Consider the following 21,969-nt stretch of genomic DNA (forward strand, 5'->3'; position numbering starts at 1 on the left):
ATGTACACCGCCAATATTGAACAACATGAACGCTCTATTTTGATTCTATGTATAATAGAAATAATCGTTGCTAATATTTAGCCATTAATTTTATTTACAAGGTGTTGCTAACTTAACATGTTAACTTCAGAAAATAGTGGAATTTATTCGGTTAGCCAACTTAATCAATCGGTTCGGCAATTACTTGAACTTCAAATTGGCAGAATTTGGCTTAATGCAGAAATCTCTAATTTTTCTCAGCCAGCTTCCGGCCACTGGTATTTCACCTTAAAAGATGAAAAAGCACAGCTACGTGCTGTGATGTTTCGCGGCCAAAATAATTCGAGTCAATTTTTTCGACCACAAAATGGTCAACAAGTGTTAGTTCGAGCGACTGTTACCATGTACGAGCCAAGAGGAGAATACCAATTAATTATCGAAAATATGCAACCTGTGGGTAACGGACGATTACAACAACAATTTGAGATATTGAAACAGAAACTTTCAGCTGAAGGACTATTCGCACAACATTACAAACAAGCGCTACCAATGCCAGCCAAACGCTTGGGTGTTATTACCTCAGCAACAGGCGCCGCACTACATGATATTTTAAATATCTTAAAACGCCGCGATCCTTCATTACCTGTCATTATTTATCCCACCGCCATGCAAGGAGAAGATGCACCACGACAAATTATTCGTGCTATTGACTTGGCCAATCATCGGCAAGAGTGTGATGTGCTCATTGTCGGCCGAGGTGGTGGTTCATTGGAAGATTTGTGGGCTTTTAACGATGAAAGGGTCGCCCGAGCAATTTTTGCTAGTCAGTTACCGATTATTGCTGCGGTTGGTCATGAAACCGATGTAACTATTGCTGATTTTGTTGCCGATTTACGAGCCCCAACACCCTCAGCTGCGGCAGAATTAGTGAGTCGCAATCAACAAGAATTACTCCGTCAGCTACTTGAACAAAAACAGCGATTAGAAATGGCGATGGACTATTTCATGGCGCGTAAACTAAGTGTCTTTAGTCAATTACAACATAAATTAAAGCAGCAACATCCTGAACTACGGATAACGCGCCAACACAATTATCTGATCCAATTACAACAAAAACTTGTTAACGCCACACAACAATATTTGCAGCAAATAAATCGTCAGCAATATAACCTTGAACAACGTTTAATACTATGTGATCCGCGGCCACAACTACAAAATTGTCGCCAACGTTATATTCAGCAGCAATTTCAATTAAAACAATTAATTACTCAAATACTAAGCCAATATCGTGAAAAATTTAGTGTCAGTTGCTCCCGCCTTGAAGCAGTAAGTCCATTAGCAACATTAGCCCGTGGTTATAGTATCAGCGAATCACCTAATGGCCAGATTTTAACCAAAACACAACAAATACATATTGGAGAAACATTAAAAACTCGCTTACAAGACGGTTGGCTTGAAAGTAAAATCTTATCGATCAATAAAATTGCTTAATCCAAACAAATTATCATCTATAAATATGATTTATTAGCCTTATATTAATTATCATAATAAGGCGACAAAAATTTATTGAACATCAAAATCAGGGAAATATTTTTTATTATCATCTAGCATCAAAATAAAAGCATATTCCAATGCTGTATCTTTTAGACGGTTAAATCGACCCGATTTACCACCATGGCCAGCTTCCATATTTATTTCCAGCAATAAGACAGCATTACCCACTTTATAGCTAGGCGACTTAATTTTGATTACAGCATATGTATTAAAAACAGGTCATCGATAGTGCATCCTGTTTCCATCTTTTTACGTTTAGCTTGAGACCATTTATGTTCTATAGGATTTAAATCTGGTAAATACACAGGCAAATATTCTATCTGGTGTCCTGCGTTTATAATTGCCTGTTCAATATTCTTACCTTTGTGAAAGCTAGCGTTGTCCATAAAAATAACAGAATTTTCAGGAAGTTCTGGGAGCAATATTTTTGTGATCCAAACATAAAAAACATCACGATTAATATTGCAATCAAATAATCCGATAGCAAAAAGGGTTGTTCCCAATAAAGCGCCAATAACATTTGTTCTTCCCTTAGCACCCCAGTTTTTCAGGCCAAAACAACGGTGACCTTTTGGGGAATAGCCGTGAGTTCGTGGAGTGTCATGTGAAAAACCACTTTCATCAATAAAAACAACAGATTTATCTTTTTTTTCATACTGTTGTCTTTTTTGCTGATGTGCCAGCCTGTCGCTTTCGTTGGTTTTTGGATGGAATAGAGTTTTTTTTATAGGTTAATCCCAGCTTTTTAAGGGATTGCCAAATAGTCTTTTTACAAACACCGAATCGCTCTGCCCGTTCCTTTTGGTAAGCATCTGGATACTGTTCCACATCTTTTGCTAAAGCATTTTTATCGAGCTTCCTCTTACGTGGCGTTGAATTTTTTGGCTCTGGTCGTTTAAGCCAACGTACTAAAGACGCTTTTCCAATACGGAATTGTTTCGCAGTTTCTCGAATTGTTAAACCTTCGGCTTTCCTTACAGATATTACTTTACGTCGAAAATCAATTGTATAACTCATAACACACCTTGTAATCAAAATTAAGTCGCCTAGCTATATACTCTCTTACACGAGTTTCGCACAGGCATATAAAATTCCAGAAATGGCTTAAAAGCAATGGTTAATTTGCAAGTTACTAAAACGTATAAATTTGTTTAAATTACAATAAGTTGCTTTTAATTTATAAGATTTTGTCTATTTATATATTATGCTGAATTAAACTTAAAAATAGAGCGTTTTTTTATCGGTGCGAAACTCGTGTCTTAGTTTAGCCACCCATTTAGCCGGCTCCCAATATTGGACTTGTGAATCATATAGCTAGGCGACTTAATTTTGATTACAAGGTGTGTTATGAGTTATACAATTGATTTTCGACGTAAAGTAATATCTGTAAGGAAAGCCGAAGGTTTAACAATTCGAGAAACTGCGAAACAATTCCGTATTGGAAAAGCGTCTTTAGTACGTTGGCTTAAACGACCAGAGCCAAAAAATTCAACGCCACGTAAGAGGAAGCTCGATAAAAATGCTTTAGCAAAAGATGTGGAACAGTATCCAGATGCTTACCAAAAGGAACGGGCAGAGCGATTCGGTGTTTGTAAAAAGACTATTTGGCAATCCCTTAAAAAGCTGGGATTAACCTATAAAAAAAACTCTATTCCATCCAAAAACCAACGAAAGCGACAGGCTGGCACATCAGCAAAAAAGACAACAGTATGAAAAAAAAGATAAATCTGTTGTTTTTATTGATGAAAGTGGTTTTTCACATGACACTCCACGAACTCACGGCTATTCCCCAAAAGGTCACCGTTGTTTTGGCCTGAAAAACTGGGGTGCTAAGGGAAGAACAAATGTTATTGGCGCTTTATTGGGAACAACCCTTTTTGCTATCGGATTATTTGATTGCAATATTAACCGTGATGTTTTTTATGTTTGGATCACAAAAATATTGCTCCCAGAACTTCCTGAAAATTCTGTTATTTTTATGGACAACGCTAGCTTTCACAAAGGTAAGAATATTGAACAGGCAATTATAAACGCAGGACACCAGATAGAATATTTGCCTGTGTATTCACCAGATTTAAATCCTATATAGCTAGGCGACTTAATTTTGATTACAAGGTGTGTTATGAGTTATACAATTGATTTTCGACGTAAAGTAATATCTGTAAGGAAAGCCGAAGGTTTAACAATTCGAGAAACTGCGAAACAATTCCGTATTGGAAAAGCGTCTTTAGTACGTTGGCTTAAACGACCAGAGCCAAAAAATTCAACGCCACGTAAGAGGAAGCTCGATAAAAATGCTTTAGCAAAAGATGTGGAACAGTATCCAGATGCTTACCAAAAGGAACGGGCAGAGCGATTCGGTGTTTGTAAAAAGACTATTTGGCAATCCCTTAAAAAGCTGGGATTAACCTATAAAAAAAACTCTATTCCATCCAAAAACCAACGAAAGCGACAGGCTGGCACATCAGCAAAAAAGACAACAGTATGAAAAAAAAGATAAATCTGTTGTTTTTATTGATGAAAGTGGTTTTTCACATGACACTCCACGAACTCACGGCTATTCCCCAAAAGGTCACCGTTGTTTTGGCCTGAAAAACTGGGGTGCTAAGGGAAGAACAAATGTTATTGGCGCTTTATTGGGAACAACCCTTTTTGCTATCGGATTATTTGATTGCAATATTAATCGTGATGTTTTTTATGTTTGGATCACAAAAATATTGCTCCCAGAACTTCCTGAAAATTCTGTTATTTTTATGGACAACGCTAGCTTTCACAAAGGTAAGAATATTGAACAGGCAATTATAAACGCAGGACACCAGATAGAATATTTGCCTGTGTATTCACCAGATTTAAATCCTATAGAACATAAATGGTCTCAAGCTAAACGTAAAAAGATGGAAACAGGATGCACTATCGATGACCTGTTTTTAATACATATGCTGTAATCAAAATTAAGTCGCCTAGCTATATAACCCCGTCGTAACCAATAAATTGGGGTAACGTTGAGATTTAATATTGTCATAGGAGCTGTAAGATTTTAGTCGAAAATAAGCGTCTTGAGCAGCAGGATTACCCCATTCATCATATTCACCAGTTGTTGATGGAATAGAAGGATCAAGCATGGTTGTCACAACATCGACAAAAGGAACCTGAGCGACAACGCCTCGATAGAGTTCCGGTGCCTGGTTAATTACCTCCGCCATCAATAAACCACCAGCACTACCACCCATTGCATATACCCGTTTGGGATCACCATACTCCTTTGCAATCAATATTTTGGTTGCATCAATAAAATCACTAAAACTATTGGCTTTATTTTCAACCTTACCTTATTGATACCAGGCTTTGCCTAAATCGCCACCACCACGAACATGCACTATTGCATAGACAAATCCCCTATCCAACACGAGTTTCGCAATCTCCAAAAAAGAAGTATAAAGTTCAAAACAACACGAGTTTTGCACCAATAAAAAACGCTCTATTTTTAAGTTTAATTCAGCATAATATATAAATAGACAAAATCTTATAAATTAAAAGCAACTTATTGTAATTTAAACAAATTTATACGTTTTAGTAACTTGCAAATTAACCATTGCTTTTAAGCCATTTCTGGAATTTTATATGCTTGTGCGAAACTCGTGAACAAGAAAAAATTAGGGTGTCTATATTTTGTCCGGTTATCCATGCATTAAAAATATCTATAAAACATTCTTACAAGTAAGCAGTGTAAGATACTCTGGTTTGGCGTTATCAGAAGTAAGCCCATAGCCTTTATCTCATGACACTATTAGTCGATGGCTACGACCTAAAGACCTATGGCGATTAGTTCAACCTTCTATAGACAAAAAAAGCCCTTGCGTACTAATTGCCGATGATACATTAAGCATGTTGCTCAATAGTGAAATAAAGTTGCTTAAAATAAAAACAAGTTAGATACATCTAAAAAATACAAAAATAGTTTATTTTTTAATCTTATATGGGTTATTTTTAATGCAAAAATTGATGATTTTATCATCATCGGCTGGTTTTTTTGTAAGTCATAATTAATTTTGCTATTGAGCAACAGGCTTATTGATTGCCAAAACACGTAGTAAAAAAATAGAGATGGTCCATTATCAATATTCAGGTAATGAACATGATGTTATTGCTGGCATAGGTTTAGTTAATTTACGTTGGCATAATCTAACAACTGTTGGATCAATTCCTATTGATTATCGTATTTATGATAAAGATTCTGATGGAAAAACAAAAAACACGCACTTTTCCGAAGTGCTCGCTCTTGCTAAAAAAAGAGGGATCATACCAGAAGCGGTAGTGATGGATGCCTGGTATTCTAGCCTGGATAATCTGAAATCAATTCGCTCTCATGGTTGGGTCTGGGTAACCACGCTGAGGAAAAACAGGATTGTTAACCATAACAAACAACTGAACAAGTTAGACATCTCAGAAGAAGGAACTCCAATACACTTACGAGGCTACGGTTGGGTGACTGTTTTCAAATTTACAACCAAAAACGGCCGCATTGATTACAGAGTAACAAACAAAGACAATCCCACCCGTCAATACGTCAAATCTATCATGGATGCCCGTTGGTCCGTTGAAGTTTATCATCCAGAAGTTAAACAAAATTGTGGTATTGAACGCTGTCAGGCTCGCACTAGCCGAGCGCAAAGAAATCATATATTTCTCGCTATTTCTGCGTGGTTTGAACAACATAAACGTCGTATATCTGAAAAAATACCCCTTTATCAACAAAATTGGGACGTAATCAAAAATGCTATTGCTAAGCACATCCGTGTTTTATTAGCGTACCCAATTAGTTTTGTGCAAAACTCGTGTCCAATAAACTCAAACGCGGCGAACTAAAAACCGGATCCACATTGATACCATAAGCACCATAGCCATAAATCAAAATCGGATTTTTGCTTTTTTGCCATCGATCCTTTACGATATACCAACGAAACTGGCACTTTTGTTCCATCCACGAGTTTCGCACAGGCATATAAAATTCCAGAAATGGCTTAAAAGCAATGGTTAATTTGCAAGTTACTAAAACGTATAAATTTGTTTAAATTACAATAAGTTGCTTTTAATTTATAAGATTTTGTCTATTTATATATTATGCTGAATTAAACTTAAAAATAAAGCGTTTTTTTATTGGTGCGAAACTTGTGACACTATCTGATGAAAATTCGACCTGCAACAGTTCCAATAAACCGATTCTCTCTCCTTTTAGCAATAATGGATGGCTTTTACTCCTCACCTTAAGTGCGATTCAATTTCCTAACCATGAACATCCTGTTGGCAAATTTTTAGTTATTTAATAACACAAAATTAATAAATAAAGGCCTATGATACTAATCGATAAAACAACTATTTTAAATAAATATTTAAACAATTAATCAACAAAATTAACGGCTATATTTTATCTTGCCATAATATAAAAAACCTCTGTTGTCGTGAGTAACAGAGGTCTAAATTTGTGGTTAATTTTATTCTATTAATGGCTGAGTTTGTGCTTCCGCTGCAGCTAGCGCAACCATATTAACGATACGTCGTACCGATACAATCGGTGTTAATATATGTACTGGTTTTGCTACTCCCATTAATACCGGCCCCACAGTGACGCCATTAGAACTGGTAACACGAAGTAAGTTATAACTAATACGCGCAGCTTCCATATTAGGCATAATCAGCAAATTAGCCGATCCTTTTAATGTACTATCCGGCATAATATCTCGCCGAATGTTTTCAACTAATGCTGCATCGCCGTGCATTTCCCCATCAATTTCCAACTCAGGATCGGCACGTTTGACTAATGCCAATGTTTTACGCATTTTTTGTGCTGATGGACAGTCTGAAGAACCAAAACTTGAGCGAGATAATAGTGCCACTTTAGGCTCAATACCAAAACGCCTTACCGCCTGTGCCGCCATCAAAGTAAGTTCCGCCAGCTCCTCAGTGGTTGGATTGTCATTCACATAGGTATCTGCAATAAAAGTATTTCCCGTTGGCAACATCAAGGCATTCATTGCACCCGCTACTGAACTATTCTGCCGGAAGCCAAGCACATTTTTTATAATGGTAAAATGTTGATTATAACTACCAACAGTACCACAAATCATGCCATCGGCTTCACCTTGGCGGATCATCAACGCACCAATTAAGGTTGGGTTATTGATCACTTCTCTACGCGCCATTTCCTGCGAAACACCATGGCGTTTCATTAATTGATAATATTGTTGCCAATAGGTTTTAAAACGCGGATCATTTTCATTGTTAATCAACTCAAAATCTTCACCAATTTTAATTTGTAACCCAAGCTTTTCAATCCGCTTTTCAATCACACTGGGTCGACCAATTAAAATGGGATAAGCCAAACCTAAGGATATTAATTCTTGTGTTGCATGCAATATTCGTTTTTCCTCACCTTCCGCTAATACAATCCGTTTTTTTTCTTTGCGGGCCATAGAAAAAATCGGCTTCATAAATAGATGGGTGCTATAAACAAACTCATTAAGTTTTTCTATATAAGAATCAAAATCTGTAATTGGTCGTGTTGCTACACCAGATTCCATTGCCGCTTTAGCGACTGCTGGCGCAATTTTAACAATTAAGCGCGTATCAAAAGGTTTTGGAATAATATAATCAGCACCAAATTTCAACTCCCGATCACCGTAAGCGGAAATAACAACGTCATTCTGCTCGGCTAATGCCAAATCAGCAATTGCCTGAACACAGGCTAGTTTCATCTCTTCATTAATCGTGGTTGCCCCAACATCCAGCGCGCCGCGAAAGATAAAAGGAAAACAGAGTACATTGTTTACCTGATTAGGATAGTCAGAACGCCCAGTGCAGATAATCGCATCAGGTCGTGCTGCTTTTGCTATTGAAGGAAGAATTTCTGGTTCCGGATTGGCTAATGCTAAGATAAGCGGTGCATTAGCCATCGATTTTACCATTTCCGCAGTCAACACACCCGGCGCTGAGCAGCCTAAGAAAATATCCGCGCCTGGGATAACATCAGCTAGAGTACGTAAACCATTATCTTCAGTTGCATAAGCGGCTTTAGTCTCATCCATCACTTCATCGCGACCACGATAAATAACGCCTTTTGAGTCACAGACAATAATATTGCTACGATTAAGACCTAATGCAACCAATAAATTCATGCAGGCGATAGAAGCCGCACCTGCACCTGAAACAACTAAGCGAACCTGGTCAATTTTTTTATTAACAATGCGTAAACCATTCAATATTGCGGCGGTTGAAATAATGGCAGTACCATGCTGATCATCATGGAAAACAGGGATTTGCATTTTTTCACGCAGTTTTTTCTCAATATAAAAACATTCTGGTGCTTTAATATCTTCCAAATTGATTCCGCCAAAGGTTGGCTCCAATGCGGCAATAACATCGATCAGTTTATCAGGGTTAGATTCGTCTATTTCGATATCAAATACATCAATGCCGGAAAAATTTTTAAATAAAACACCTTTTCCTTCCATAACCGGTTTACCAGCCAAAGCACCAATATTTCCCAGTCCTAACACTGCGGTACCATTAGAAACTACGGCCACTAAATTAGCCTTAGCTGTATATTTGTAAGCAGTCAAAGGATCAGCTGCAATTTCAAGACAAGGATAAGCAACACCGGGAGAATATGCGAGGGCCAGATCTCGTTGTGCCGTTAATGGCTTAGTCGGTGTAACTTCAATTTTACCTGGTTGGGGAAACTCATGAAAATCTAGCGCACTTTGTTTTAATTTTTCATCCATTGTGTGTCCTTAGAGAATTTTTATTAGAAAAACATCCCCATTATAGTAATCTCTATCAATGAAATCATGACATATACAACAATTTCGGCAGAAACTAGCTAAACTTGAATATTCTATAGCTAGGCGACTTAATTTTGATTACAAGGTGTGTTATGAGTTATACAATTGATTTTCGACGTAAAGTAATATCTGTAAGGAAAGCCGAAGGTTTAACAATTCGAGAAACTGCGAAACAATTCCGTATTGGAAAAGCGTCTTTAGTACGTTGGCTTAAACGACCAGAGCCAAAAAATTCAACGCCACGTAAGAGGAAGCTCGATAAAAATGCTTTAGCAAAAGATGTGGAACAGTATCCAGATGCTTACCAAAAGGAACGGGCAGAGCGATTCGGTGTTTGTAAAAAGACTATTTGGCAATCCCTTAAAAAGCTGGGATTAACCTATAAAAAAAAAACTCTATTCCATCCAAAAACCAACGAAAGCGACAGGCTGGCACATCAGCAAAAAAGACAACAGTATGAAAAAAAAAGATAAATCTGTTGTTTTTATTGATGAAAGTGGTTTTTCACATGACACTCCACGAACTCACGGCTATTCCCCAAAAGGTCACCGTTGTTTTGGTCTGAAAAACTGGGGTGCTAAGGGAAGAACAAATGTTATTGGCGCTTTATTGGGAACAACCCTTTTTGCTATCGGATTATTTGATTGCAATATTAATCGTGATGTTTTTTATGTTTGGATCACAAAAATATTGCTCCCAGAACTTCCTGAAAATTCTGTTATTTTTATGGACAACGCTAGCTTTCACAAAGGTAAGAATATTGAACAGGCAATTATAAACGCAGGACACCAGATAGAATATTTGCCTGTGTATTCACCAGATTTAAATCCTATAGAACATAAATGGTCTCAAGCTAAACGTAAAAAGATGGAAACAGGATGCACTATCGATGACCTGTTTTTAATACATATGCTGTAATCAAAATTAAGTCGCCTAGCTATATCAACAAAATCAATATAACTAAATAACCTGAGTTCGGGATAAGCATTATCAATTATGCTTGAAGATATGTTCCTGCCACCGGCATCTTTGGTTTAGATGGAATTAAACAATATGCAACCAGCCCTGCTAATAAATTCACTACAAAGTTAGCAGGAGAGCGGTGCCGCGTATGCTCTATAGCTAAGCGACTTAATTTTGATTACAGCATATGTATTAAAAACAGGTCATCGATAGTGCATCCTGTTTCCATCTTTTTACGTTTAGCTTGAGACCATTTATGTTCTATAGGATTTAAATCTGGTGAATACACAGGCAAATATTCTATCTGGTGTCCTGCGTTTATAATTGCCTGTTCAATATTCTTACCTTTGTGAAAGCTAGCGTTGTCCATAAAAATAACAGAATTTTCAGGAAGTTCTGGGAGCAATATTTTTGTGATCCAAACATAAAAAACATCACGATTAATATTGCAATCAAATAATCCGATAGCAAAAAGGGTTGTTCCCAATAAAGCGCCAATAACATTTGTTCTTCCCTTAGCACCCCAGTTTTTCAGGCCAAAACAACGGTGACCTTTTGGGGAATAGCCGTGAGTTCGTGGAGTGTCATGTGAAAAACCACTTTCATCAATAAAAACAACAGATTTATCTTTTTTTTTCATACTGTTGTCTTTTTTGCTGATGTGCCAGCCTGTCGCTTTCGTTGGTTTTTGGATGGAATAGAGTTTTTTTTATAGGTTAATCCCAGCTTTTTAAGGGATTGCCAAATAGTCTTTTTACAAACACCGAATCGCTCTGCCCGTTCCTTTTGGTAAGCATCTGGATACTGTTCCTTTGCTAAAGCATTTTTATCGAGCTTTCTCTTACGTGGCGTTGAATTTTTTGGCTCTGGTCGTTTAAGCCAACGTACTAAAGACGCTTTTCCAATACGGAATTGTTTCGCAGTTTCTCGAATTGTTAAACCTTCGGCTTTCCTTACAGATATTACTTTACGTCGAAAATCAATTGTATAACTCATAACACACCTTGTAATCAAAATTAAGTCGCCTAGCTATATCTGACAAAGAACTCATCAAATACCGTTTCAATGACAGAACGATGACGCAAGATGGCTTTGTCGAAACAAGTCTGTTCAACAGGCTTCATTTTCTTCTTGATATTCGTTATAAGGTTAATTCCCATTGTTTTCAGTTGCTGTTTCAGTGAAGCCGATAAATACCCTTTATCCGCATACAAACAACCAGAAAGATCTTTTATCAGCTCAGGTAATGGTTTCCGATCATCTGTGTTTCCTGGTGTAAGTCGAAAACTGAGTATTTCCCCCAAATGATTGATAATTACATGAAGTTTGAAACCAAAGAACCAACCTGTTCACGAGTTTCGCACCAATAAAAAACGCTCTATTTTTAAGTTTAATTCAGCATAATATATGAATAGACAAAATCTTATAAATTAAAATCAACTTATTGTAATTTAAACAAATTTATACGTTTTAGTAACTTGCAAATTAACCATTGCTTTTAAGTCATTTCTGGAATTTTATATGCCTGTGCGAAACTCGTGACTACGTGTTTTGGCAATTAGTGTATCGTCAGCTATTAGTACGCAAGGGCTTTTTTTGTCTATAGATGTTTCAACTAATCTCCACAGGTCTTTAGGTCGAAAACACCTGCTTTTTAGCCATCGACTAATAGTGTCATGAGACAAAGGTGATGGGCTTACTTCTGATAACGCCAAACCAGAGTATCTTGTAAGAATGTTTTGTAGATATATTTAATGCATGGATAAACTGACAAAATATAAACACCCTAATTTTTTCTTGTTTTTAAATTTATACTTCTTTTTTGGAGATTGCGAAACTCGTGTAATATTGAAATTAAAATATAAAACTGGTGACCTTTATATTATTAAATTTTTTATAATCATAAAATTTAAGACTATTGAATTTAAAATTATAAAATTCAATGTGTTTTTTATTTAAGATAATTACCTTTTGGTTATTTCATTAATATTGTTTTTCTTATATTCTTGCAATGTTTTATTTTTTCAAAAAACTTTAAAGACTAATAATTAAAATCAGTTGTAAAAACCCATTTATTTCTACAGGTATTTAAAAAGGAATATACTATGTCTAATCATTCAATAATGTTGGTTGATGAACATTCCCTAATACGTCATAGTTTAAAACAACTCATTAAAGCTGCAGATGAATTTAGTGTCGCCGGTGAAGTAAGTAATGGCGTTGATGTTATTAATATAGCCAATCAATTAAAGCCAGATATTATTATGATGGATATTAATATATCTAACATGTATGGTCTTGAAGTTATTCGTCAAATTAGAAAAGAGGGGGATTAAATCTTATATATTAATTCTCTCTTTTTCTGCTAATAGAATTGATGTTTATAATGCTATCGATGCTGGTGCTAACGGTTATTTGTTAAAAAATTGCGAATTAGATATGTTACTTAATAGCCTGAAAAGCGCCACAAATGGTTTGCCAGTTTTTAGCAATCAAATTCATCAGCATTTAAATAATCGTCATCAATATCAAGATCCACTTTCTTCTATTAACAAAACGTGAATTTAAAGTATTACGTGAAATTGCTAATCGATTAAAAAATAGAGAAATATCTAAATCTCTTTTTGTTTCTGAAGAAACAGTCAAAGTACATATTCGTAATTTGCTGAAAAAACTTAATGTGCGTTCTCGCTTAGAAGCCAGCCTAGTTTATGTGCGCGCTAAATAAACTTAACATAGATAAAATATCATTAAAGGATGAAGAAATGATTTATTAAAACATCATCATCTAACATATAGTATATTTATATGCATTGCTTAATTAACACATCATTTTATGTGATGTAGAATATATTTTATTGAATTATTTTATAATCGATTTCTAATAAATTTAATAAGTATTCTACTTAATAGTAGCCCTATATAGATTATTATCGCATTTTGCAGCATTATAGAGATCTTTGCTACATATCAAAAAAGGAAATTATGATGTCAACATCAGCAAGTTACATACTTTATGGTATAAAAAATTGTGATACTATTAAAAAGGCACGTCAATGGCTGGATAATCACCATATAATCTATCAATTCCATGATTATCGCACGGATGGGATATCAAGTGAATTACTCGAAATTTTTATTCAATACTTAGACTGGGAAGCCTTGATCAATAAACGTGGTACGACCTGGAAAAAATTGTCCGATGAGCAAAAAGTTAATATTATTGATGTCGCTAGTGCTAAAGAGTTAATGTTAAAATATCCAGCAATTATTAAACGCCCATTATTAACAACTACTGGTAACCATTATCTACTCGGTTTTTCTATAGACGAATACCAACAATTTATTCATCACAGAGGCTAACTATGATTTGTCCTGTTCTTAAGCTTGCTCAACAACTTATTCAACAACCCTCTGTTAGCCCCGATGATAATGGCTGTCAAACAATTTTAATTAATCGATTGAAAAAACTTGGTTTTTCAATTGAAGTCATGCCCTTTGACGATACCACCAATCTATGGGCATATCATGGCGGACAAGGCGAAACGCTGGCTTTTGCTGGACATACCGATGTTGTTCCGCCAGGTGCAACTCACAATTGGCGTTATCCTCCTTTTATACCAACATTAAATAATGGACTGCTCTATGGCCGAGGAGCAGCCGATATGAAAGGTTCCCTTGCTGCAATGATTATTGCCGCCGAAAGATTTATTAGCGATTTTCCCAACCATTCTGGCCGATTAGCCTTCTTAATTACCTCTGACGAAGAGGCTAAAGCCACTAATGGTACGGTAAAAGTGGTTAATGAATTAATGATACGTAATGAACAAATTGATTATTGCATAGTTAGTGAACCATCTAGCCAGATTAAGATTGGTGATATTATCAAGAATGGTCGTCGAGGATCACTCTACGCCAAACTCACCATCCAAGGAACGCAAGGGCACATTGCCTACCCCCATTTAGCCAATAATCCAATACATAGTTCATTGCCTTTTTTACATGAACTAGTTAATAAAAAATGGGATGCAGGCAATGCTTATTTTCCTTCCACCAGCATGCAGATTTCCAATATTCATGCTGGTACTGGCAGTAACAATATTATTCCTGGCGAGATAGTTATACAATTCAATTTTCGCTTTAGCAACGAGCTCACCGAGCAACAAATTCGCCACCAAGTTGAAGCAATACTAGAAAAATATCAACTCAATTATAAAATTGAGTGGTCATTATCCGGCCATCCCTTTTTAACAGAAAAAGGTAAATTAATTAATATTGTCAGCCAGGTGATAAAACAATATTGCGGCTATCAACCTCAGCTATCAACTGATGGAGGAACATCTGATGGCCGTTTTATTGCTAAAATGGGGGCACAAATTGTTGAATTAGGCCCTTTAAATACAACCATTCATAAAGTTGATGAATGTGTTAGTGTTGCTGATCTTCAGAAATTAAGTCTTTTTTATCAGGAAATTATGCAAAAAATATTATTATGAACACAAAATTTAAATTCACTAGCTATATCATTAACTAAATAATAAATTGGGTTAATTTTTTCCCATCGATTTGTGGCAACCTTAATAGATAAGCGAGCAATATCGCTAAGATAATGAGGAGTGCCCCCTGATCCACCAACTTTCTACAAACCAAAGCGAAAAAATAAAACTAAATAAAATAATAACAATTATCTTAATTTTAACCCCTTTAGGCAGCGCTCTATATTGTTGCCAATGACGAATATACACGAGTTTCGCACAAAACTAATTTGGGTACGCTAATAAAACACGGATGTGCTCAGTAATAGCATTTTTGATTACGTTCCAATTTTGTTGATAAAGGGTTATTTTTTCAGATATACGACGTTTATGTTGTTCAAACCACGCAGAAATAGCGAGAAAAATATGATTTCTTTGCGCTTGTCTACGATCACCGAAAACTGATCCCACTTTTTAGCTAAATACGATCAATCAAAATTGATCCACTATTTTACTCGGTTATTGCTCCTGAGCGCCGCTTATCTTTCAATCGATAGCTTTCACCGCTCAATTGCAGTACATGCGAATGATGAAGTAAACGATCAAGCATAGCGGTGGTTAATGTGTATTAGTCTTAACTTAATCTGAGAATTCTGATTTAAAAAAGAGCGTTACTGGTTTTAATTAACATCATTAGATAATTAAATAAAAGGTAATTCTATGTATCAAACAAATAATCCTATCATCAAACATAAAGTCGGGTTACTTAACCTCGCTGAAGAGCTTAATAACGTCTCAAAAGCCTGTAAGATTATGGGGGTATCCCGAGATACGTTTTATCGCTACCAGGAACTTGTTAACGATGGTGGGATAGACGCTTTAATTAATCAAAATCGACGGGTGCCTAACGTAAAAAATAGAGTAGATGAACAGATTGAAAGCGCTGTAGTCGAGTATGCGATTGAATACCCTGCACACGGTCAACACCGCAGTAGTAATGAACTAAGAAAAAAAGGCATTTTTGTTTCGGGGAGTGGCGTTCGCTCTATTTGGCTGCGCCATAATCTCGAAAATTTTACAAAACGCCTAAAAGCGCTTGAAGATAAAATCGCAACAAAAGGAATTATCCTGTCAGAATCACAAATCAGTGCTCTAGAAAAGAAAGCGCAAGATGATGAAGCCTGTGGTGAGATTGAAACAGCGCATCCAGGTTATCTGGGTTCACAAGATACTTTTTATGTCGGTCATTTAAAGGCGTTGGTCGTGTTTATCAACAAACTTACATTGATACTTACAGTAAAGTCGTTCATTGTAAGCTTTACACAACAAAAAGCGCGATAACGGCGGCAGATTTATTAAATGACAAGGTTCTCCCTTTTTATTCCCAGCATGGGTTACCGGTGTTACGTATACTGACGGACAGAGGCAGTGAGTATTGTGGTAAAGTTGAACATCACGATTATCAACTTTATCTCGCTATCAATGATATTGATCATACAAAAACTAAAGCTCGTTCACCTCAAACTAATGGGATTTGTGAACGCTTTCATAAAACTGTATTACAAGAGTTCTATCAGGTGGCTTTTCGTAAGAAAATCTATAGGGCTTTAGATGAATTACAAGCTGATTTAGATAAATGGTTAGCGGAATATAATAACCAACGCACTCATCAAAGAAAAATGTGTTGCGGTCGAACGCCTATGGCAACTTTACACGATGGAAAACAACTTTGGAGAGAAAAAGATTTAGATCAAATTTAACCTGACAGGTACTGTATAAATAACCGGTAACTGTCAGATCAAGTCTGAGCTACTACAGAAAACGTGGCGATGAGCGAGAAAAACACCAGGCGGCTAATAACAAAAAAGGGGTAGTGGGTAATAATGGCAAAAGTATACCCAATATCGCTAAGATAATGCGAAACCAGCCAACAATAATGAGTAAAATTCGTTGTAAACGCATACTGAAATCTATAATAGTTATACGATGAAAGGAAAAAAGAGTATACTTTATTTACTACATTTGCTAATGAAAAAACAGCTATGCATTGGATAACTGATTACTGGTGGATTATTATTATTTTGCTTCTGATTGGTATCATTTGGAGTGCCATCAAACAGATGCAAAGAATTGATCTTAAACGTTTTTTAGATAACAAACCGAAACTTCCTCCTCACCGTAATTTTAACGACAAATGGGATGATGAAGATGACTGGCCTAAGCAAAAGAAGCATTAACCCATGATTTAAGTTTTTCTGCTCGCTGACAGTCCAATTCTGATAATGCTGCAGCAATATCGTTGCGTACCTGTTTTAACCACATTTTTTGACCTGTCAATTTTAACTGCTGACAGCATATCTCAATAGATAAATTATGTTCACAGTGAATTCTAGTCGCTGCTAAAACCAGTGACGACTGCATTAATAACCGTCGGATCGCTGGATAGCTAGATGAAAAACTTCTATTACCGTAAGCAAAACCTGCCAAAACCTGCCAATCTTCATCACTTAATTGATCATCGCTAATTGCTGTTAGTGTTAAACCGGTTAACTGATTGATATAAAAAGCGTCCCGCTTTAACAAATATTGTGCCCGTGACACCAACTGTTTAGCCTCTGTTGATAAAGGCAATACCGCCATAGCGGTATAATATCCACTGATCGCTTCTTTACGGCTGCCAACTCTGACCAAATGAAAACCATTTTGCTGCCATAATGACTGCAACTGCTCACAATAGCCAAAGCTAACAGAAAGAAAATCTTTCCCCTCTTTCATCGCCTGCTGCTTATAAAAAGTGAGTAATTTTGTTGCCACACCCTGACGACGAAAAGCTGCAGCAACGGTTATACGGCTGATTCGCTGAGAATTCATTTGTGCCGCTTGCGGAAAATAGCTATGTGCTGCTAAAGATTGAACAACTAAATTACCTCTAGGTCGACGCCGTCCAGCCCATACTTCATGGGCAAGCGGCGCAGATAATCCACCTTCATCCACTAACCATAACACAGCTAACAAATTTTCCTTTTGCTGTGCAACCAATAAATGCATCCCTTGCGCATCCAATAATCGTCTTAAATCAAGCGGTGAGGTACGATAATGCGCATTAGTCAGCAAGCCATATATTGCTGATAATAATTTTGGCTTTTCAATTAATGAAGACTGCGATATAGGTAACAACGCCATGTGATGGTTATTTAATTTAGTTACCGTTGTTGATTTTGGTAAATATTCTTTTAATAACAAGCTATTGTTTAACCAATTTTCCAACGGATCATTTGATGCCCAGCGGATCGGCGTGGTTAAAGTGAAAATGTGACATTGCGCTAATTGCGCACAAAGTTTTAGCAAAAATCCACGCCCTGTGCCTTCATAGCCATCAACAGTGGTAGTAAAGAGTAAACGTGAAAAATAGTACGTTAATTGATTTAGTTGCGCAATCGGGATCATCGCCGCTTCATCAATAATTAACCAATCAACCTTGCGTGGTTTTTGTAATCGACAATCAGCCAATAAATGGTCAATTGACCAATAGCGAATTTTTTTGTCGGTATAGTGAGTTAATACCATTGACGCTGATTTTGCCGGCGCACAAACCCAACATTCCCTCTGCCAACGTTCAATTAACATACCTGCTAACGCAGATTTTCCACGACCACGCGGGGCAACTAATGCCCAAACTCCCACCTTACCAGTCAGCAGGCGCTGCAAAATTTTTTGTTGTTCAATCGTTGGTTCTCCATTCGGCTGATGCCAGGCAGTTAATTGTGGTAGCATATTAGCGGTAAAAGGTTTACCTTCACACCACAGCAAAACATTAGCATCATGTTGTAGATGATACTTTAACCAACAGACAAAATTTGGCACTGCTATTTTCGACGCCACTTCATTCCAGCGTTGACTATCTTGATCCGGCTGTTGAGACCAAGTCCTCCACTCAGGCAGGCAAAGAATGAGATAACTACCCGCTTTTAATGTCCCTGCCAACATCAGCAATGCTTCAGTATTAAAACCCTTAGTGGCATCAAAAACGCCATGTAAGAACTCTTGTCCTAATAGTGACACCGCGTTTTGTGGTGGTATAGCATCAAGCCAATGTGGTGAAATGGTTTGCCAATCGCCAATTATCCCCTGCCTAAGTGCAATTAGCTGTTCAATGATCCAGTTGCTATTACCGCTTAGCACGAGTAAGCGGCGTTGCCCCTGAATGCGCAACTGAGATTGTAAATTAATCAGGCTTGTAATAGTCACTAAAACTTACCAATTAGTAACGAGAGAAGACCTGCTGCTATTAATGGACCAACTGGAACACCACGGAAAACAGCAACACCTATCACTGTGCCAACCAATAATCCGGCAACTGTTGACGGTTGATTAGACATCAAAGAGACGCCTCTACTGCCAAGCCAAGAGACCAAAATTCCAATCACAATCGCCAATAACGATTTCCAGTTAAAAAAAGAGTTAATAACATCTTGTGGCGAGATCTTGCCACTCGCGATAGGGGCCATTACACCAATAGTTAAAATCAAAATACCGGTGGTTAAGCCATATTTTTCAACCCAAGGGAAAAAATTATTAAGCGGCGTAATGCGAACAACTAGCAAAAATAGCATCGCCAATGTCACCGTCATGTTATAACTAATTATTCCTAAGCCGGTCAACACTAATAAAATAAGTAATGTTGGATCAAAATTACCCATAAAATTATTTACCCATAAAAATATATAATTAATTTATCCTATCAAAAAATCATGACTGATCAAAATAAATAATAAAACCTATTAGCCGCTAAAATTATGCTAACTCGAGGCAACTTTTATCGCGCTATATATAGTGCGCCAAAAGTATTACAACTTTTAAAATCCCCGCTATCATAGCCTTTTTTAAACCAAGTATAACGCTGCTCAGAGGTACCATGGGTAAAACTATCGGGCACAATACGTCCTTGGCTTTGTTGCTGTAAACGATCATCACCAATTGCCTGGGCCGCCGCTAATGCTTGTTGTAAATCGCCTTCTTCTAGCAGACTTTGCTCATCCATTTTATTGCCCCAAATACCAGCAAAACAGTCAGCTTGCAGTTCAAGCTTAACCGAAAGTTTATTAGCATCAGTACGACTCATACTTTATTGAGCCTCTTTAACTTTCTGAATCAATGCCTAGTAAATGTTGAACATGATGACCTACTTCATGTGCTACAACATAGCCTTGCGCAAAATCACCACCTGCACCAAGCTTATTTTTCATCTCTTCATAAAATGACAGATCAATATAAACTTTTTGATCAGCAGGACAATAAAATGGCCCCATAATTGCCTGACCAGTACCATAAGCAGTGGTAGTATAATCTCGATAAAGCACTAATTTAGGATAAGTATAACTACACCCCAAGCGACTAAACTCTTTTTACCAGACGTCTTCAGTTGACGCTAATATAACTGAGGTAAAATCAGCTAATTGTTGATCTTTAGCACTGATCGGTTAGTAATTTGCTTGTTGAGAGGAGTTAATGCTGGATCCGCCGGTGATAAAGCTGGTTAAATCGATACCATAATAGCCGGCAACGAGAACAACCACTAAAATGAATAAACCACTTTTCCCACGTAACAGCAATCGCATACTACCGCCACCAAAAGGTGATCCCATTCTACCCGATTGATTTCGTCTGTCTTCAATATTATCGCTCCTGCGATGATCCCGCCAGCGCATAATAATCTCCCAATATGACATGAATAATTAGCCCTTGTTGGGATTATAGCGAATCATCGTCATTCTTGTGTAATTATTATCTCACAGTGGTGTAAAATTTAATAAATTCATTTCAATGCTACTGATTAAATAGAAAATAGTTATAAGAAAAAACTAGCAAAAATCGGTGGCAGGTCACAGCGAAGCAGTAAATATTAATACTACGACTCTATTGATTATCTGTATAATCACTCTTGTAGCGGCCATCATATTGTGACCAATCGATATCATTGCCAAATAGGTTAAAGTGATTTTTTTCATAACTATTGTATACATTATTAACTATCTAGTTATCTAATAGCCGTTTAATTCTGCCATAATTTTAGTTAATAATTTAATATTAAAATTATTCCATATCTTTAATAATTAACCATCTACTTAACTTAATCGAATTTAATTAATACAATTCAACTGTTTTCATTTCATCTTTATAAAATAAGATTAAAATTTTACTATAGTAATTCACAATATAGTCTATTCAGCGACTTAATTTAATAAAATCGCGTAGCAGCTAATTAATATTTAAGCTGCTCTTATGTATGTTTTAATAAAAGTAAATTAATAACTAATGACTAGCTATCAATAAAATAAAGTTTTTCTAAGCCAATCTTTACTCGACATCTTTTGCTAGCAAAAAACTTCTTTAATCTAAGCAAACACCTATGCGCTTAGCAACCTCTTCATAAGCTTCAATTAATCCCCCTAAACTCTGGCGAAAACGATCTTTATCTAATTTATCCTTGGTTTTTTTATCCCATAAGCGACTGCCATCTGGCGAAAATTCATCACCCAAAACAACTTGACCATTAAATAAACCAAACTCCAGTTTAAAATCGACCAAAATCAACTCCGCTTTATCAAAAAGCGCATTCAATACTTCGTTCGCTTTATAACTTAATCGTTTCATTTCGCTTAGATGCGCTCTACTAACCCAACCAAAAGTTTCACAGTAAGATTCATTAATCATGGGATCATGCTGCGCATCATTTTTCAAAAACAAATCAAAAATAGGTGGCTCAAGCAACGTACCTTCTTCGATACCAAGCCGTTTAACTAAAGAACCAGCTGATCGATTACGAATAACGCATTCAATCGGGATCATGGTTAATTTTTTTACTAATGATTCAGTATCTGACAGTAATCGTTCCATTTGGGTTGGAATGCCAGCTTGCCCCAGTTTTTGCATAATGAAATGATTAAATTTATTATTTATCATTCCTTTACGTTCAAACTGCTCTATACGCTTACCATCTAGTGCCGATGTATCATTGCGGAATTCTAATACTAATAAATTAGGATCATCCGTAAAATATACGGTTTTCGCTTTTCCACGATACAACTCAGCTTTTTTCTGCATTTTATTTACTCCGAAATTTGATCATTTTAATAAAAAAACGCTTAAATATGGCATTA

General features: G+C 36.5%; 21 protein-coding genes and 13 pseudogenes. 16 read left to right on the forward strand and 18 right to left on the reverse strand.

Going from position 1 to position 21,969, the window contains the following annotated elements:
• The first annotated feature begins 117 nt into the window (after nt 1-117).
• The gene (gene xseA, locus AYJ55_RS15205) at nt 118-1,470 is read left to right on the forward strand and encodes an exodeoxyribonuclease VII large subunit (RefSeq protein ID WP_063657144.1); all 1,353 of its coding nucleotides are present in this window, start codon (nt 118-120) and stop codon (nt 1,468-1,470) included.
• Nucleotides 1,471-1,542: 72 nt separating this feature from the next.
• On the opposite strand, the pseudogene AYJ55_RS29290 reads toward xseA, so the two are convergent.
• The 4 genes and pseudogenes from AYJ55_RS29290 to AYJ55_RS36165 all read right to left on the reverse strand — a co-directional run.
• Nucleotides 1,543-1,704: pseudogene (locus tag AYJ55_RS29290) on the reverse strand (prolyl oligopeptidase family serine peptidase); the annotation flags it as partial.
• A gap of 23 nt (nt 1,705-1,727) precedes the next feature.
• Nucleotides 1,728-2,261 (reverse strand): IS630 family transposase, encoded by a 534-nt coding sequence (locus tag AYJ55_RS15210; RefSeq protein WP_342668179.1) that lies wholly within the window; start codon nt 2,259-2,261, stop codon nt 1,728-1,730.
• A complete protein-coding gene (locus AYJ55_RS15215) occupies nt 2,185-2,550 on the reverse strand; it encodes an IS630 transposase-related protein (RefSeq protein WP_063653415.1) in 366 nt (121 codons plus the stop codon). Before AYJ55_RS15215 ends, AYJ55_RS15210 begins: the two co-directional genes overlap by 77 nt.
• A gap of 210 nt (nt 2,551-2,760) precedes the next feature.
• Nucleotides 2,761-2,847: pseudogene (locus AYJ55_RS36165) on the reverse strand (hypothetical protein); the annotation flags it as partial.
• A gap of 33 nt (nt 2,848-2,880) precedes the next feature.
• Between AYJ55_RS36165 and AYJ55_RS15220 the strand changes: the two are divergent.
• From AYJ55_RS15220 to AYJ55_RS15235, 4 genes are read left to right on the forward strand one after another with little or no spacing between them, the layout of a single operon-like run.
• Nucleotides 2,881-3,246 carry an IS630 transposase-related protein gene (locus AYJ55_RS15220; RefSeq protein WP_063653415.1) on the forward strand — a complete coding sequence of 122 codons (366 nt, stop codon included), beginning with the start codon at nt 2,881-2,883 and terminating at the stop codon, nt 3,244-3,246.
• Between the two features lie 25 nt (nt 3,247-3,271).
• On the forward strand, nt 3,272-3,622 hold the full coding sequence (locus AYJ55_RS29295; protein ID WP_245677297.1) for a transposase: 351 nt from the start codon (nt 3,272-3,274) through the stop codon (nt 3,620-3,622).
• A gap of 33 nt (nt 3,623-3,655) precedes the next feature.
• Nucleotides 3,656-4,021, forward strand: coding sequence for an IS630 transposase-related protein (locus AYJ55_RS15230; protein WP_063653415.1), 366 nt, complete (start codon nt 3,656-3,658; stop codon nt 4,019-4,021).
• Complete coding sequence (locus AYJ55_RS15235; protein WP_063653499.1) at nt 3,990-4,478, forward strand: IS630 family transposase; 489 nt, start codon at nt 3,990-3,992, stop codon at nt 4,476-4,478. The genes AYJ55_RS15230 and AYJ55_RS15235 overlap by 32 nt, the downstream gene beginning before the upstream one ends.
• Nucleotides 4,479-4,499: 21 nt before the next feature.
• On the opposite strand, the pseudogene AYJ55_RS26425 reads toward AYJ55_RS15235, so the two are convergent.
• Nucleotides 4,500-4,940, reverse strand: a pseudogene (locus tag AYJ55_RS26425) (prolyl oligopeptidase family serine peptidase); the annotation flags it as partial.
• Between the two features lie 262 nt (nt 4,941-5,202).
• Here AYJ55_RS26425 and AYJ55_RS36170 point away from each other — a divergent pair.
• Both AYJ55_RS36170 and AYJ55_RS15245 read left to right on the forward strand, forming a co-directional pair.
• Nucleotides 5,203-5,412 (forward strand): annotated as a pseudogene (locus AYJ55_RS36170) (IS701 family transposase); the annotation flags it as partial.
• Between the two features lie 180 nt (nt 5,413-5,592).
• Nucleotides 5,593-6,399, forward strand: a pseudogene (locus AYJ55_RS15245) (IS701 family transposase); the annotation flags it as partial.
• 626 nt (nt 6,400-7,025) lie between these two features.
• On the opposite strand, the gene AYJ55_RS15250 reads toward AYJ55_RS15245, so the two are convergent.
• Nucleotides 7,026-9,311 carry an NADP-dependent malic enzyme gene (locus AYJ55_RS15250; RefSeq protein ID WP_063657148.1) on the reverse strand — a complete coding sequence of 762 codons (2,286 nt, stop codon included), beginning with the start codon at nt 9,309-9,311 and terminating at the stop codon, nt 7,026-7,028.
• Nucleotides 9,312-9,463: 152 nt separating this feature from the next.
• Here AYJ55_RS15250 and AYJ55_RS15255 point away from each other — a divergent pair, with 152 nt between their 5' ends.
• A complete protein-coding gene (locus AYJ55_RS15255; protein WP_063657149.1) occupies nt 9,464-9,844 on the forward strand; it encodes an IS630 transposase-related protein in 381 nt (126 codons plus the stop codon).
• On the forward strand, nt 9,828-10,289 hold the full coding sequence (locus tag AYJ55_RS15260; RefSeq protein ID WP_063654041.1) for an IS630 family transposase: 462 nt from the start codon (nt 9,828-9,830) through the stop codon (nt 10,287-10,289). Before AYJ55_RS15255 ends, AYJ55_RS15260 begins: the two co-directional genes overlap by 17 nt.
• A 76-nt stretch (nt 10,290-10,365) precedes the next feature.
• On the opposite strand, the pseudogene AYJ55_RS33350 reads toward AYJ55_RS15260, so the two are convergent.
• The 5 genes and pseudogenes from AYJ55_RS33350 to AYJ55_RS29300 all read right to left on the reverse strand — a co-directional run.
• Nucleotides 10,366-10,491 (reverse strand): annotated as a pseudogene (locus tag AYJ55_RS33350) (IS982 family transposase); the annotation flags it as partial.
• Between the two features lie 21 nt (nt 10,492-10,512).
• A complete protein-coding gene (locus AYJ55_RS15265) occupies nt 10,513-10,974 on the reverse strand; it encodes an IS630 family transposase (protein WP_063654041.1) in 462 nt (153 codons plus the stop codon).
• Nucleotides 10,971-11,330 (reverse strand): IS630 transposase-related protein, encoded by a 360-nt coding sequence (locus AYJ55_RS15270; protein WP_063653651.1) that lies wholly within the window; start codon nt 11,328-11,330, stop codon nt 10,971-10,973. The genes AYJ55_RS15265 and AYJ55_RS15270 overlap by 4 nt, the downstream gene beginning before the upstream one ends.
• A gap of 50 nt (nt 11,331-11,380) precedes the next feature.
• Nucleotides 11,381-11,683 (reverse strand): annotated as a pseudogene (locus AYJ55_RS15275) (transposase); the annotation flags it as partial.
• A gap of 192 nt (nt 11,684-11,875) precedes the next feature.
• Nucleotides 11,876-12,108, reverse strand: a pseudogene (locus AYJ55_RS29300) (IS701 family transposase); the annotation flags it as partial.
• A 349-nt stretch (nt 12,109-12,457) separates the two neighbouring features.
• Between AYJ55_RS29300 and AYJ55_RS35165 the strand changes: the two are divergent.
• From AYJ55_RS35165 to dapE, 5 genes are all read left to right on the forward strand, one after another.
• Nucleotides 12,458-12,670 (forward strand): response regulator, encoded by a 213-nt coding sequence (locus AYJ55_RS35165; protein ID WP_342668173.1) that lies wholly within the window; start codon nt 12,458-12,460, stop codon nt 12,668-12,670.
• Nucleotides 12,633-12,896 (forward strand): hypothetical protein, encoded by a 264-nt coding sequence (locus tag AYJ55_RS35170; protein WP_342668174.1) that lies wholly within the window; start codon nt 12,633-12,635, stop codon nt 12,894-12,896. Before AYJ55_RS35165 ends, AYJ55_RS35170 begins: the two co-directional genes overlap by 38 nt.
• Before the next feature lie 46 nt (nt 12,897-12,942).
• Complete coding sequence (locus AYJ55_RS35175) at nt 12,943-13,062, forward strand: LuxR C-terminal-related transcriptional regulator (RefSeq protein ID WP_342668180.1); 120 nt, start codon at nt 12,943-12,945, stop codon at nt 13,060-13,062.
• A gap of 257 nt (nt 13,063-13,319) precedes the next feature.
• Entirely contained in the window at nt 13,320-13,697 is a 378-nt protein-coding gene (locus AYJ55_RS15285) for an ArsC family reductase (protein ID WP_074168087.1), read from the forward strand.
• A gap of 2 nt (nt 13,698-13,699) precedes the next feature.
• The gene (gene dapE, locus AYJ55_RS15290; protein ID WP_063657152.1) at nt 13,700-14,830 is read left to right on the forward strand and encodes a succinyl-diaminopimelate desuccinylase; all 1,131 of its coding nucleotides are present in this window, start codon (nt 13,700-13,702) and stop codon (nt 14,828-14,830) included.
• 264 nt (nt 14,831-15,094) lie between these two features.
• Here the strand turns inward: dapE and AYJ55_RS15295 are convergent.
• Together AYJ55_RS15295 and AYJ55_RS29305 are read right to left on the reverse strand one after the other, a co-directional pair.
• Nucleotides 15,095-15,253 (reverse strand): annotated as a pseudogene (locus tag AYJ55_RS15295) (IS701 family transposase); the annotation flags it as partial.
• Nucleotides 15,254-15,320: 67 nt separating this feature from the next.
• Nucleotides 15,321-15,431: pseudogene (locus AYJ55_RS29305) on the reverse strand (ATP-binding protein); the annotation flags it as partial.
• Between the two features lie 98 nt (nt 15,432-15,529).
• Between AYJ55_RS29305 and AYJ55_RS15300 the strand changes: the two are divergent.
• A pseudogene (locus AYJ55_RS15300) lies at nt 15,530-16,569 on the forward strand (IS481 family transposase).
• Between the two features lie 58 nt (nt 16,570-16,627).
• Here AYJ55_RS15300 and AYJ55_RS26430 read toward each other — a convergent pair.
• A pseudogene (locus AYJ55_RS26430) lies at nt 16,628-16,771 on the reverse strand (DUF454 family protein); the annotation flags it as partial.
• Nucleotides 16,772-16,851: 80 nt separating this feature from the next.
• Here AYJ55_RS26430 and AYJ55_RS15305 point away from each other — a divergent pair.
• A complete protein-coding gene (locus AYJ55_RS15305; RefSeq protein WP_063657154.1) occupies nt 16,852-17,046 on the forward strand; it encodes a YpfN family protein in 195 nt (64 codons plus the stop codon).
• Here AYJ55_RS15305 and AYJ55_RS15310 read toward each other — a convergent pair.
• The 4 genes and pseudogenes from AYJ55_RS15310 to purC form a co-directional block, all read right to left on the reverse strand.
• On the reverse strand, nt 17,027-19,057 hold the full coding sequence (locus AYJ55_RS15310) for a tRNA(Met) cytidine acetyltransferase TmcA (protein ID WP_245677385.1): 2,031 nt from the start codon (nt 19,055-19,057) through the stop codon (nt 17,027-17,029). The genes AYJ55_RS15305 and AYJ55_RS15310 overlap by 20 nt on opposite strands.
• A complete protein-coding gene (locus AYJ55_RS15315) occupies nt 19,057-19,509 on the reverse strand; it encodes a DUF441 domain-containing protein (RefSeq protein WP_063657155.1) in 453 nt (150 codons plus the stop codon). The genes AYJ55_RS15310 and AYJ55_RS15315 overlap by 1 nt, the downstream gene beginning before the upstream one ends.
• A 116-nt stretch (nt 19,510-19,625) precedes the next feature.
• Nucleotides 19,626-20,517 (reverse strand): annotated as a pseudogene (gene ypfJ, locus AYJ55_RS29310) (KPN_02809 family neutral zinc metallopeptidase).
• A gap of 682 nt (nt 20,518-21,199) precedes the next feature.
• Nucleotides 21,200-21,913, reverse strand: a complete 714-nt coding sequence (gene purC, locus AYJ55_RS15325) for a phosphoribosylaminoimidazolesuccinocarboxamide synthase (protein WP_063657156.1) — start codon at nt 21,911-21,913, stop codon at nt 21,200-21,202.
• Between the last annotated feature and the right edge of the window lie 56 nt (nt 21,914-21,969).

This window comes from Candidatus Arsenophonus triatominarum, from assembly GCF_001640365.1.
Taxonomy (GTDB): domain Bacteria; phylum Pseudomonadota; class Gammaproteobacteria; order Enterobacterales; family Enterobacteriaceae; genus Arsenophonus; species Arsenophonus triatominarum.

Coding starts and splice junctions, on each gene's coding strand:
- xseA (WP_063657144.1), top strand. CDS start 118: ATGTTAACTTCAGAAAATAGTGGAATTTATTCGGTTAGCCAACTTAAT.
- AYJ55_RS15215 (WP_063653415.1), bottom strand. CDS start 2,550: ATGAGTTATACAATTGATTTTCGACGTAAAGTAATATCTGTAAGGAAA.
- AYJ55_RS15220 (WP_063653415.1), top strand. CDS start 2,881: ATGAGTTATACAATTGATTTTCGACGTAAAGTAATATCTGTAAGGAAA.
- AYJ55_RS15230 (WP_063653415.1), top strand. CDS start 3,656: ATGAGTTATACAATTGATTTTCGACGTAAAGTAATATCTGTAAGGAAA.
- AYJ55_RS15250 (WP_063657148.1), bottom strand. CDS start 9,311: ATGGATGAAAAATTAAAACAAAGTGCGCTAGATTTTCATGAGTTTCCC.
- AYJ55_RS15255 (WP_063657149.1), top strand. CDS start 9,464: ATGAGTTATACAATTGATTTTCGACGTAAAGTAATATCTGTAAGGAAA.
- AYJ55_RS15260 (WP_063654041.1), top strand. CDS start 9,828: ATGAAAAAAAAAGATAAATCTGTTGTTTTTATTGATGAAAGTGGTTTT.
- AYJ55_RS15265 (WP_063654041.1), bottom strand. CDS start 10,974: ATGAAAAAAAAAGATAAATCTGTTGTTTTTATTGATGAAAGTGGTTTT.
- AYJ55_RS15270 (WP_063653651.1), bottom strand. CDS start 11,330: ATGAGTTATACAATTGATTTTCGACGTAAAGTAATATCTGTAAGGAAA.
- AYJ55_RS35165 (WP_342668173.1), top strand. CDS start 12,458: ATGTTGGTTGATGAACATTCCCTAATACGTCATAGTTTAAAACAACTC.
- AYJ55_RS15285 (WP_074168087.1), top strand. CDS start 13,320: ATGATGTCAACATCAGCAAGTTACATACTTTATGGTATAAAAAATTGT.
- dapE (WP_063657152.1), top strand. CDS start 13,700: ATGATTTGTCCTGTTCTTAAGCTTGCTCAACAACTTATTCAACAACCC.
- AYJ55_RS15305 (WP_063657154.1), top strand. CDS start 16,852: ATGCATTGGATAACTGATTACTGGTGGATTATTATTATTTTGCTTCTG.
- AYJ55_RS15315 (WP_063657155.1), bottom strand. CDS start 19,509: ATGGGTAATTTTGATCCAACATTACTTATTTTATTAGTGTTGACCGGC.
- purC (WP_063657156.1), bottom strand. CDS start 21,913: ATGCAGAAAAAAGCTGAGTTGTATCGTGGAAAAGCGAAAACCGTATAT.